Origin of the sequence: Citrobacter sp. KTE30 (assembly GCF_000398825.1) — a bacterium.
GTDB lineage: Bacteria > Pseudomonadota > Gammaproteobacteria > Enterobacterales > Enterobacteriaceae > Citrobacter > Citrobacter freundii.
The window spans coordinates 615,989-628,365 of the sequence record NZ_KB976055.1 but is presented as its reverse complement, the minus strand read 5'-3'; the positions used below and the strand labels follow the sequence as shown (position 1 = coordinate 628,365).

General features: G+C 52.1%; 10 protein-coding genes. 4 read left to right on the top strand and 6 right to left on the bottom strand.

Annotation, left to right across the window (positions count from 1 at the left end; all coding sequences use genetic code 11):
• Positions 1-19 precede the first annotated feature (19 nt).
• The 3 genes from pyrH to rpsB all read right to left on the bottom strand — a co-directional run bounded on the left by pyrH (position 20) and on the right by rpsB (position 2,604).
• Entirely contained in the window at positions 20-745 is a 726-nt protein-coding gene (gene pyrH / locus WC1_RS19820; protein WP_003018549.1) for a UMP kinase, read from the bottom strand.
• A gap of 145 nt (positions 746-890) precedes the next feature.
• A complete protein-coding gene (gene tsf, locus WC1_RS19825; RefSeq protein WP_003018551.1) occupies positions 891-1,742 on the bottom strand; it encodes a translation elongation factor Ts in 852 nt (283 codons plus the stop codon).
• Between the two features lie 136 nt (positions 1,743-1,878).
• Positions 1,879-2,604 carry a 30S ribosomal protein S2 gene (rpsB, locus tag WC1_RS19830; RefSeq protein WP_003018553.1) on the bottom strand — a complete coding sequence of 242 codons (726 nt, stop codon included), beginning with the start codon at positions 2,602-2,604 and terminating at the stop codon, positions 1,879-1,881.
• 324 nt (positions 2,605-2,928) lie between these two features.
• Between rpsB and map the strand changes: the two genes are divergently transcribed.
• From map to WC1_RS19850, 4 genes are all read left to right on the top strand, one after another.
• Positions 2,929-3,723, top strand: a complete 795-nt coding sequence (map, locus tag WC1_RS19835; RefSeq protein WP_003018555.1) for a type I methionyl aminopeptidase — start codon at positions 2,929-2,931, stop codon at positions 3,721-3,723.
• 113 nt (positions 3,724-3,836) lie between these two features.
• Positions 3,837-6,509, top strand: a complete 2,673-nt coding sequence (glnD, locus tag WC1_RS19840; RefSeq protein WP_016149579.1) for a bifunctional uridylyltransferase/uridylyl-removing protein GlnD — start codon at positions 3,837-3,839, stop codon at positions 6,507-6,509.
• A gap of 31 nt (positions 6,510-6,540) precedes the next feature.
• The gene (gene dapD / locus WC1_RS19845; RefSeq protein ID WP_003837532.1) at positions 6,541-7,365 is read left to right on the top strand and encodes a 2,3,4,5-tetrahydropyridine-2,6-dicarboxylate N-succinyltransferase; all 825 of its coding nucleotides are present in this window, start codon (positions 6,541-6,543) and stop codon (positions 7,363-7,365) included.
• Between the two features lie 109 nt (positions 7,366-7,474).
• Positions 7,475-7,861 (top strand): DUF3461 family protein, encoded by a 387-nt coding sequence (locus WC1_RS19850; RefSeq protein WP_003018562.1) that lies wholly within the window; start codon positions 7,475-7,477, stop codon positions 7,859-7,861.
• Between the two features lie 87 nt (positions 7,862-7,948).
• Here WC1_RS19850 and cdaR read toward each other — a convergent pair whose 3' ends face one another.
• The 3 genes from cdaR to dgt all read right to left on the bottom strand — a co-directional run bounded on the left by cdaR (position 7,949) and on the right by dgt (position 12,334).
• Entirely contained in the window at positions 7,949-9,106 is a 1,158-nt protein-coding gene (gene cdaR / locus WC1_RS19855; protein ID WP_003018564.1) for a DNA-binding transcriptional regulator CdaR, read from the bottom strand.
• Positions 9,107-9,253: 147 nt separating this feature from the next.
• Positions 9,254-10,687, bottom strand: coding sequence for a serine endoprotease DegP (gene degP, locus WC1_RS19860; protein WP_003018567.1), 1,434 nt, complete (start codon positions 10,685-10,687; stop codon positions 9,254-9,256).
• Between the two features lie 129 nt (positions 10,688-10,816).
• A complete protein-coding gene (gene dgt, locus WC1_RS19865; RefSeq protein WP_016149578.1) occupies positions 10,817-12,334 on the bottom strand; it encodes a dGTPase in 1,518 nt (505 codons plus the stop codon).
• Positions 12,335-12,377: the final 43 nt, after the last annotated feature.

Here is a 12,377-nt window from a genome sequence, read left to right as displayed (position 1 = left end):
CATTTAGCCGCAACGGGAATTATTCCGTGATTAACGTGCCTTCTTTTTCACCCATAACAACACGGCGCAGTGCACCTGGTTTGTTCATGTTAAAGACACGAATCGGTAATTTGTGGTCACGAGCCAGCGTGAACGCAGCCAGATCCATGACTTTCAGCTCTTTATCCAGTACTTCAGTGTAGGTCAACTGTTCGTACATGGTCGCCGTTGGATCTTTAGCCGGGTCGGCAGTAAATACGCCATCGACTTTAGTGGCTTTCAGTACCACATCCGCTTCAATTTCAATACCACGCAGGCAGGCTGCTGAATCGGTGGTGAAGAACGGATTACCGGTACCCGCAGACAAAATAACAACGCGGTTGTTACGCAGCAGGCTAATAGCTTCAGCCCAACTGTAGTTATCACACACGCCGTTCAGAGGAATTGCGGACATCAAGCGAGCGTTCACATAGGCGCGGTGAAGCGCATCGCGCATCGCCAGACCGTTCATTACGGTGGCTAACATGCCCATGTGGTCGCCCACAACGCGGTTCATCCCTGCTTTCGCCAGACCAGCGCCACGGAACAGGTTACCACCACCAATCACTACGCCAACCTGAATACCCAGCTCAACCAGCTCTTTGATTTCCTGAGCCATGCGGTCAAGGATGCTTGCATCAATACCGAAGCCTTCCGAACCTTGCAGAGCTTCGCCACTTAACTTAAGCAGAATACGTTTGTAGACGGGTTTTGCATTGGTAGCCATGTTTCTTTCCTGAGACTGTCAACGAATGAGATGAGTTAATTCCAGCGACATTGTATGTCGCTTTTCAGCAGGACCACTATAGCGGTTCGCTGAATTTACAAGCCAGACACAAAAAGAAGCCGCCCTCAGGCGGCTCCTTTCAAAATTAAGACTGCTTGGACATCGCAGCAACTTCTGCTGCAAAGTCAGTCTCAACTTTCTCGATGCCTTCACCCACTTCAAAGCGGATGAAGCCTGTTACGTCAGCGTTATGCTCTTTCAGCAGCTGACCAACAGATTTGCTCGGTTCCATGACGAAAGGCTGACCGGTCAGAGAAACTTCGCCGGTGAATTTCTTCATGCGGCCTTCAACCATTTTCTCTGCGATTTCTTTCGGCTTGCCAGACTGCATAGCGATGTCCAGCTGAACCTGGTATTCTTTTTCTACCACTTCAGCGGAAACGTCTTCCGGCTTAACGAATTCTGGTTTGCTTGCAGCAACGTGCATTGCCAGCTGTTTAACCAGTTCTTCGTCAGCGCCAGTTGCAGCAACCAGAACACCGATACGAGCACCATGCTGGTAGTTACCCAGAACTTCGCCTTCCAGGGAAGCAACGCGACGGATGTTGATGTTCTCACCGATTTTAGCAACCAGAGCAACACGTTCTTCTTCGAACTGTGCTTTCAGAACTTCAACGTCAGTGATTTTGCCAGCAACGGCAGCGTCCAGTACTTTGTCAGCAAATGCCTGGAAACCAGCATCTTTAGCAACGAAGTCAGTCTGGCAGTTAACTTCCAGAATGAAAGCGATGTTGCCGTCGATTTTGGTTTTGATTACGCCGTCAGCAGCAACGTTGCCTGCTTTTTTCGCCGCTTTGATTGCACCGGACTTACGCATGTTTTCGATTGCCAGCTCGATGTCGCCATTAGCTTCAGTCAGTGCTTTTTTGCAATCCATCATGCCTGCGCCAGTACGCTCACGCAGCTCTTTTACCAGGGATGCGGTAATTTCAGCCATTCTAAAATCCTCGGAAGATTTGATCTGCCCGGCATGAAACCGCACAGATTTAAAAGTGAAAAAGGGGGCCATATACAGGCCCCCTAACCAAACGTGATACTACCTGGTCTATAAGGGCTCTAACGAGCGTGCCTTATTATTCAGCTTCTACGAAGCTTTCTTCCGCCTGGGAAGCCAGATCCTGAGAACGGCCTTCACGAACGGTAGTAGCTACAGCGCCCAGGTACAGGGTCACAGCACGGATTGCGTCGTCGTTACCCGGGATAACGAAGTCAACACCGTCCGGATCAGAGTTGGTATCAACGATTGCAAATACTGGGATACCCAGGTTGTTTGCTTCTTTGATAGCAATGTGCTCGTGGTCAGCATCGATTACGAACAGAGCGTCCGGCAGACCGCCCATGTCTTTGATACCGCCCAGGCTGTTTTCCAGTTTCTCAAGCTCACGAGTACGCATCAGCGCTTCTTTCTTGGTCAGCTTTTCGAAAGTACCGTCCTGAGACTGAGTTTCCAGATCTTTCAGACGTTTGATGGACTGACGAACGGTTTTCCAGTTAGTCAGCATACCGCCCAGCCAGCGATGGTTCACGAAGAACTGGTCGCAGCTGTTAGCAGCTTCTTTCACCGCTTCGCTTGCAGCGCGTTTAGTACCAACGAAAAGGATTTTACCTTTACGAGCAGAGATCTTGTTCAGTTCAGCCAGAGCTTCGTTGAACATCGGTACAGTTTTCTCAAGGTTGATGATGTGAACTTTGTTACGCGCACCGAAGATGAACGGCTTCATTTTCGGGTTCCAGTAACGGGTCTGGTGACCGAAGTGAACACCAGCCTTGAGCATGTCGCGCATGGAAACAGTTGCCATGATTAAAACCTCTATATATAAAAGTTGGGGTTAAGCCTCCACGCATCCCATATTACCGACCCCAAAGGGCACCCCGGAATATGTGCCGATACGTGTGTGTTGTTACACAAAGTGAGATTTGTCGCTCCCGTCCATCGTGTGTAGTCTTCGAATGGATCGGAAGTCCGGCGCGCTTTATACCACAAATACGCCATAGACACCAATAATTGTTGGCACTGTGTGCTGTTAATGATTCTCAATTTGGCAGCACGTATGCGGGACTGATACCATTGGCAGCACTTAAACAATTATTGCCGATATCATCGGCACTGATGGACAGAATTCATGGCTATCTCAATCAAGACCCCTGAAGAAATCGAAAAAATGCGCGTCGCTGGTCGCCTGGCCGCTGATGTACTGGAAATGATCGAACCGTTTGTTAAACCGGGCGTCAGCACCGGCGAGCTGGATCGTATCTGTAATGACTATATCGTGAATGAGCAGCAGGCCATTTCCGCCTGCCTGGGTTACCACGGCTATCCGAAGTCCGTATGTATCTCTATTAATGAAGTGGTGTGCCACGGGATCCCGGACGACGCCAAACTTCTGAAAGACGGCGATATCGTCAACATCGATGTGACTGTGATTAAAGACGAGTACCACGGCGACACCTCGAAAATGTTTATCGTCGGCAAACCTACTATTCTGGGCGAGCGTCTGTGCCGCGTCACGCAGGAAAGCCTGTATCTGGCGCTGCGGATGGTGAAACCGGGCATTCGCCTGCGCACGCTGGGCGCTGCAATTCAGAAATACGCGGAAGGTGAAGGTTTCTCTGTCGTTCGTGAATACTGCGGTCACGGTATCGGTCGCGGCTTCCATGAAGAGCCGCAGGTTCTGCACTACGATGCAGACGACGGCGGTGTGGTACTGCAGCCGGGCATGACGTTCACCGTAGAACCGATGCTGAATGCCGGTGATTACCGCATCCGCACCATGAAAGACGGCTGGACGGTGAAAACCAAAGACCGAAGCTTGTCTGCACAGTACGAGCATACTATTGTAGTGACGGAAAACGGCTGTGAGATTCTGACGTTACGCAAGGATGACACCATCCCGGCGATCATCACACACGGCGAATAATGTTTTGCCTGATGGCGATGCATTCGCATCTTATCAGGCCTACAAATTGTACTACTTAGTAGGCCGGGTAAGGCGTTCACGCCATCATCCGGCTTTTTAATGGGTGGCGCATAATGAATACTCTTCCTGAACAGCACGCAAATACTGCCCTCCCCACCCTGCCTGGCCAGCCACAAAATCCTGGGACATGGCCACAGCACGACCTCAACTGCACCGGTATTAAAGCGCATATCGACACCTTCCAGAGCTGGTTAGGCGAAGCGTTTGACAGTGGAATTTCCGCAGAACAGCTCATTGAGGCCCGCACCGAATTTATTGATCAGTTGCTTCAGCGCCTGTGGATTGAAGCCGGTTTCGGTCAAATTGCCGACCTGGCGCTGGTTGCCGTTGGCGGCTACGGGCGCGGCGAACTGCATCCGCTCTCCGATATTGACCTGCTGATCCTCAGTCGTAAAAAGCTACCTGATTCGCAGGCAGAAAAAGTGGGTGAGCTGTTAACGCTGCTATGGGACGTGAGGCTGGAGGTTGGGCACAGCGTGCGTACGCTGGAAGAGTGTCTGCTGGAAGGATTGTCAGATTTAACCGTCGCCACTAACCTGATTGAAACACGCCTGCTTATCGGCGATGTGGCGCTATTTCTTGAGCTGCAAAAGCATATTTTTAGCGAAGGTTTCTGGCCGTCCGATAAATTTTACGCCGCCAAAGTGGAAGAGCAAAATCAGCGCCACCAGCGTTATCACGGCACCAGCTACAACCTGGAGCCGGATATCAAAAGCAGTCCCGGCGGCCTGCGCGATATCCATACTCTGCAATGGGTGGCCCGTCGCCATTTTGGCGCCACCTCGCTGGACGAAATGGTCGGCTTCGGCTTTTTGACGCTGGCAGAACGCGCCGAACTGAATGAATGTTTGCATATCCTGTGGCGGATTCGCTTCGCCCTGCATCTGGTCGTTAGTCGTTACGACAACCGCCTGCTGTTTGACCGCCAACTCAGCGTGGCGCAACGGCTAAACTACGGCGGCGAAGGCAATGAGCCTATCGAGCGGATGATGAAAGACTATTTCCGGGTCACGCGACGGGTCAGCGAACTGAACCATATGCTGTTGCAACTGTTCGACGAGGCGATCCTCGCCCTGCCAGCCGATGAAAAACCGCGCCCGATTGATGACGACTTTCAACTGCGCGGCACATTGATCGATCTGCGCAACGACGACCTGTTTATCCGTAAACCCGAAGCGATATTGCGGATGTTCTACATCATGGTACGTAACAGCGCGATCAGCGGGATTTACTCCGCCACGCTGCGCCATTTGCGTCATGCCCGCCGTCATTTAACCCAGCCACTATGCTACATTCCGGAAGCGCGTTCGCTGTTTCTCAGTATGTTGCGCCATCCGGGCGCGGTGAGTCGCGGCCTGCTGCCGATGCATCGGCACAGCGTTTTGTGGGCCTATATGCCGCAATGGTCGCACATTGTCGGCCAAATGCAGTTTGACCTGTTTCATGCCTATACGGTGGATGAGCACACTATCCGTGTGATGCTCAAGCTGGAGAGTTTTGCTAACGAAGAGACCCGTCCGCGCCATCCGCTGTGCGTGGATCTGTGGCCGCGCTTGCGACAGCCGGAGCTAATTCTGATTGCCGCGCTGTTCCACGATATCGCCAAAGGTCGCGGCGGCGATCACTCGGTTCTCGGCGCCCAGGACGTGCTCAAATTCGCCGAACTGCACGGTCTGAACTCACGTGAAACGCAGCTGATCGTCTGGCTGGTGCGTCAGCATTTGCTGATGTCGGTGACCGCTCAGCGCCGTGATATTCAGGATCCGGAAGTGATCAAGCAATTCGCTGAAGAAGTACAAACGGAACATCGTCTGCGCTTTTTAGTGTGCCTGACCGTCGCGGATATTTGCGCTACTAACGAAACGCTGTGGAATAGCTGGAAGCAAAGTCTGCTGCGCGAGCTGTACTTTGCGACGGAAAAACAACTACGTCGTGGGATGCAAAACACGCCAGATATGCGCGAACGCGTTCGCCATCATCAGCTTCAGGCACTGGCGCTACTGCGTATGGACAACATTGATGAAGAAGCGCTGCACCACATCTGGTCGCGCTGTCGCGCCAACTATTTCGTGCGCCACAGCCCAAATCAACTGGCCTGGCATGCGCGTCATCTGCTGCAGCACGATCTCAGTAAGCCGCTAATCCTGCTCAGCCCGCAGGCCACGCGCGGCGGAACGGAAATTTTTATCTGGAGCCCCGATCGCCCTTACCTGTTTGCCGCCGTCTGCGCCGAACTGGACAGGCGCAATCTAAGCGTCCACGATGCGCAGATTTTCACTACCCGCGATGGGATGGCGATGGATACGTTCATCGTGCTGGAACCGGACGGCAGCCCGCTGTCTTCAGACCGACACGAAGCGATCCGTTTTGGACTGGAACAGGCGATCACGCAGCGCAGCTGGCAGCCACCGCAACCACGTCGTCAGCCGGCAAAATTACGCCACTTTACCGTCGATACCGAGGTTACTTTCCTGCCGACCCACACCGACCGAAAATCATTCCTTGAGCTTATCGCTCTCGACCAGCCTGGACTGCTGGCGCGGGTCGGGCAGATTTTTGCCGATCTGGGAATTTCGCTGCATGGCGCCCGAATTACAACCATTGGCGAGCGAGTAGAAGATTTATTCATAATCGCCACCGCCGACCGGCGCGCCCTTAATAATGAGCTGCAGCAGGAAGTGCATCAACGGTTGACAGAGGCCCTCAATCCAAACGATAAAGGGTGATGTTTTTATTTATTATGGAAAGAGTTTAACAATGCAGCAGTTACAGAACGTTATTGAGTCCGCTTTCGAGCGCCGTGCCGACATTACTCCGGCAAATGTAGATACCGTAACCCGCGAAGCGGTGAATCAGGTTATTGCTTTACTGGATTCCGGTGCACTGCGCGTCGCAGAAAAGATTGAGGGTCAGTGGGTCACGCATCAGTGGCTGAAAAAGGCGGTCCTGCTCTCTTTCCGTATTAACGATAATCAGGTTATCGAGGGTGCAGAAAGCCGTTACTTCGATAAAGTGCCGATGAAATTCGCCAACTACGACGAAGCACGCTTCCAGAAAGAAGGTTTCCGCGTGGTTCCGCCAGCGGCCGTACGCCAGGGTGCGTTTATCGCCCGTAACACCGTGCTGATGCCGTCTTACGTGAACATCGGCGCTTATGTGGATGAAGGTACGATGGTTGATACCTGGGCGACCGTGGGTTCCTGCGCGCAAATTGGTAAAAACGTTCACCTGTCCGGCGGCGTTGGCATCGGTGGCGTACTGGAGCCGTTACAGGCTAACCCGACCATCATCGAAGACAACTGCTTCATCGGCGCACGTTCTGAAGTGGTTGAAGGCGTGATCGTCGAAGAAGGCTCTGTTATCTCTATGGGCGTGTACATTGGTCAGAGCACCCGTATTTACGATCGTGAAACCGGCGAAGTGCATTATGGCCGCGTTCCGGCGGGCTCTGTGGTTGTCTCCGGCAACTTGCCGTCGAAAGATGGCAAATACAGCCTGTACTGCGCGGTGATTGTGAAGAAAGTCGATGCCAAAACGCGTGGCAAAGTAGGAATCAACGAACTGTTACGCACCATCGACTAACAGTGATTTGAAAAAGCGGGCTTAGCCCGCTTTTTTTACATCTGCGAGTGGCATAAACAAGGCTTTTCGTTAATTATTCAATGGTTATGGTGAGCTTAAGGGTACCGCTATGTATGACAATCTGAAAAGTCTGGGCATTACTAATCCTGAAGAAATCGATCGTTACAGCCTGCGGCAAGAAGCCAACAACGATATCCTGAAAATCTATTTCCAGAAGGATAAAGGCGAGTTTTTTGCCAAGAGCGTGAAGTTCAAATATCCCCGTCAGCGTAAAACGGTTGTCGCCGATGGCGTCGGCCAGGGTTACAAAGAAGTGCAGGAGATCAGTCCCAACCTGCGCTATGTGATCGACGAACTGGATCAGATCTGCCAGCGCGATCGCAGCGAAGTCGATCTTAAACGCAAGATCCTTGATGATTTACGTCATCTGGAAAGCGTCGTGACCAACAAGATCAGCGAAATTGAAGCCGATCTGGAAAAACTAACGCGTAAATAACCGCGAGTGAATGTGTTCGTAGGCCGGGTAAGGCGAAGCCGCCCCCCGGCATTTTGCCTGATAAGCGTAGCGCCAACAGGCAAGGAATTAATGCTGCTCATCCAGTTGTAGCGCGACATACAGCAGCAATCGGTCGTCAAAATTCCCTAAATCCAGCCCGGTCAGCTCTGAAATTCGATTCAGGCGATATTCCAGCGTATTACGGTGGATAAATAACGCTTTTGAGGTCGCCAGCGGCTGAACGTTATGCCGAAACCACGCCGCTAATGTTCGACGCAGTAAGCCGTTGTTATCCATTGCTTTCAGCCGTACCAACGGACGCGCCAGCTCGTTGGCCTGCCAGCCGCCGCGCAGGCTGTCCAGCAGAACTGGCAGCATCAAATCCTGGTAGAAATAGCTACGACTTTCCGGCATCCGTTGCTTGCCGACCATCATGGTCGTGCGCGCCGTACGATACGAACGGGCAATACTGCCTGGCCCGGTAAAATAGTTGCCCAGCGACACGCGAAAACGCAGCTGTCCGTTCTCTTTCATGCGAGCAATGAGCTGCTCAACACGCTTGCGGTGATCTTCCGCGTCCCAGCGACCAAACTGATTGAGCGCCGGTTTCAGCACCACCATCTCGGTCAGGGAAACAATCGCAATCAGATTATTACGTTCAGGCGTAGTCAACGCGTTCTGCAATTGCTGTAGCTCCGCCATCGCGCTGTCAACGCCAAGCTGGCCACTATCAACCTCTACCACTGCCACCACACGCGGCTGGTTCAAATCAATGCCTAAACGTTGCGCCCACTCCATCAGCGCCGGGGTATTCTCTTCCGCCTGAATCAGATTCATCACCAGCTCTTCACGCAGGCGGCTATCCTGCGCTAACAGATGCATCAGGCGCGACTGCTCCAGCATCATTTCGGCTGTCATGCACACCAGCTCGCCGTATTTACGCAGATGTTCCGGTTCACCGGTAAGGCCGATAACGCCAACGATTTCGCCTTCCAGACGCAACGGCAGGTTTATCCCCTGACGCACGCCGTGCAAATGCCTCGCCACTGCATCGTCAATGTCCACCACCCGGCCCTGCGAAAGTACCAACAGCGCACCTTCGTGCAATTCACCAATGCGTTCGCGATCGCCACTGCCAATGATCCGCCCACGGGCATCCATTACGTTGATATTGGTATCAATGATGCGCATGGTTCGCGCCACGATATCCTGCGCCATTTTGGTATCAAGATGCCAGCCAGCCATAAACCCCTCCTGTGAGCAGAGCTCAAGCATAGGGAAGATAATAAGCGGCGACATTGTGCAAATGCACAAAGCGGAAGGGAGAAATATGGAGTTGTGGGAGGTATCACAAAAAGAACCCCTTCCTGTACAGGAAGGGGTTGAGGGAGATTACTGCATCAACAGATAGATGGAGCTGTCGCCACGCTGAATGTTCAGCGCCAGTACAGCGGGTTTGCTGTCGAGGATTTTGCGCAATTCGGCGATGTTTTTCACCGGCTGCTGATTCGCACCGATAATCACATCCCCTTTCTTCAGGCCGATCTGTGCAGCCGGAGAATTCGGTTTCACGTCGCTTACCACGACACCTTTATCCTGGCCTTTGTTGCTCATATCGGCACCTTCAATGCCTTTGAAGATAGAGCTGGAATCAACCTGAGTCTGGCTGCTCTGCTGCAATTCCAGGTTCACGGTGACCGGCTTACCGTCACGCAGCAGACCCAGGGTGATTTTGCTGCCGACCGGCATCGTCCCCACCTGCGCACGCAGAGCGGCGAAGCTGCTGATTGGTTTGCCGTTCAGGGAGGTAATCACATCCCCGGCTTTAATACCGGCTTTCGCTGCGGAAGAGTTCGGCATTACCTGGCTGACGAATGCGCCACGCTGAGCGTCAACTTTCATCGCTTTCGCCAGCTCAGAGCTCAGTTCGGTCCCCATAATACCCAGCTCACCACGTTTAACCTGACCAAACTCAACCATCTGCGAAGTCAGGTTTTTCACCATGTTGCTTGGGATTGCAAAACCGATACCGATGTTACCGCCGTCCGGCGCGAGGATCGCGGTGTTAATGCCGATCAGCTCACCGTTCAGATTGACCAGCGCGCCACCGGAGTTACCCCGGTTGATCGCAGCATCCGTCTGAATAAAGTTTTCATAGTTCTCCGCATTCAGGCCGCTACGGCCCAGAGCAGAAACGATGCCGGAGGTCACGGTCTCACCGAGGCCAAACGGGTTACCGATTGCTACGGTGTAATCACCCACGCGCAGCGCGTCGGAGTCTGCCAGCTTAATCGCCGTCAGGTTTTTCGGATCCTGAATTTGGATCAGCGCGATATCGGAGCGTGGATCTTTGCCCACGATCTTCGCGTCAAATTTACGGCCATCGCTCAACTGAACCTTAATTACCGTAGCGTTATCCACCACGTGGTTGTTGGTCACGACATACCCTTTCGCAGCATCAATAATTACGCCGGAACCCAGCGCCATAAATTTCTGCTGCTGGCCGCCGCCGTTACCAGCGCCCGGTGCGCCACCCTGGCAGAACGGTGAACTCTGGAACGGAGATCCGTCCTGGCAGAACGGTGAATTATCACCAAAGAACTGCTGGAAATTACGCGGCATACGCGGCGTATTCACCGTCGTGCTCCCCTCGACGTTAATACTTACCACCGATGGCATCACTTTTTCGAGCATCGGGGCCAGGCTTGGCATCTGTTGGGCGGTCATTGCTGAAGACGACGTCTCAGCCGCAGTTGCAGACAGGGGGGACAACGCCAAACCTAAACTCAGAGCCAGTGCACTCATTGCTAATGTGGTTTTTTTCATGTGTTTCGTTCTCGATTAACAGGTAACGCAAAATTGCTGTATACGTCAGAGTCGTTTTATAACGCTAAGTTCCAGAATTGAGTTTAAGGAAAAAGTAAAATTTTATTGGCCGTCTTTACAAATGAGTATTTATTGTTCTACGGCCATCAAGCGACGATATTCATCCCAAGCATACAAATCTGTCATCCCGCTGATATAATCCTGGATCAACCTGCAGCGATAATAATATTCCAGAACCGAATACTCAGCGCACTCCGTCGATATTTTACTAACCGCCTCAACATACGCAAGACGATGGCGGGTAGACAACTTCTGAAATAAACGGGACTCGATAGGAAAACGTTTTACTCTTTCATTGTCGACCAGTTCAGTAAAATCTGACTGAGACATTTTCAATAACGGTTGATAGATCTCCAGCAACCCGCTGATCACCCGATAGCCCTGTAATTCCAGTTGCTCAACATCCGGATGGCTAAACACATGTTTTACCGCCACATTCTTATAAACGCCCAGTAACTGGCTGAAGCTACTGGCATCTTCTAACAGCGCATGATTAAAGCTGCCTTCATAAATCTGCGGCAAATTATCAATAAACCGCTGGGCCGCATACGGAACCAGTTTATTCAGCGTATTGACGCGTAAATACATAAAGAACTGATCTTCGGTGCTGCGACTTAATGTATTTGAACGTGATTTTTCCCAGGCGTTCTCAACAACCTGACTAAACAGAGAGCCTTTTTCGTGATGCCCCCACGCTTCATGCAGATGATGGTAAAGTTGCTCGACGCTAAAGATTCTTTTCTCAACGGCATCTTCCAGGTCGGCCACGCAATATGAGATATCATCGGCAGCTTCCATAATCCAGGTTAATGGAAAACGACTGTAAGGTGCTAATGATAATTCTTTACGTAACCGCTCAATATACGGTTCCTCGGAAAGGTAATAACCAGGCTTCTTCATTAAATAGTTGTGCGTCTCGGGTGCACTGCCGCGCCACCATGCCGGACGGGTATATTTTAAAATACCGCCAACCTGCGCCCAGGTAAGGTTCATACGCATCAAAGTATGCACCAGACGAATACCCTGCGCATTGCCTTCAAAATGACACAAATCCTGGCGCACCTTGCGGCGAATATCATTCAGCGACTCTTCACCTTCACGCAAACGTAATGCCGTCACCTGGCAGCGGTCATCACTCAGGGGCTGACTTTCCGCGTCGGCGGGATACAACCGCTGGCGAAACCAGTCATTAATCGCCGCTTCGCCAAAATGACCAAACGGAGGATTACCAATGTCATGCATCAGGCACGACATTTCGACAATACTCTCAAACGGTCCCGTCAGTTCATCCAGACCATACTGCTCCAGCAGCTTTAGCTCTTTCAGCCGACTGAGGATCTCTTTCGCGATATAGCGCCCAACCTGCTGCACTTCCATCGAGTGCGTCAGGCGCGTACGCACCGCCGCGTTACGCTCCAGCGGAAAAACCTGGGTTTTTTGTTGCAGCCGGCGAATAGCCGGAGAATTGATAATACGTCCACGATCGCTTTCAAAAACTCGCAGGATCTCATGCTCCGTCTTCACGCCCTGCGGCGAACGGTAACGGCGATGCCAGTTTATTTTTTTTCGGAAATCGATCTGTACCATATCCTCTCCCGCCTGAGAAATGCGCTACCCCTTAAGCGCATGA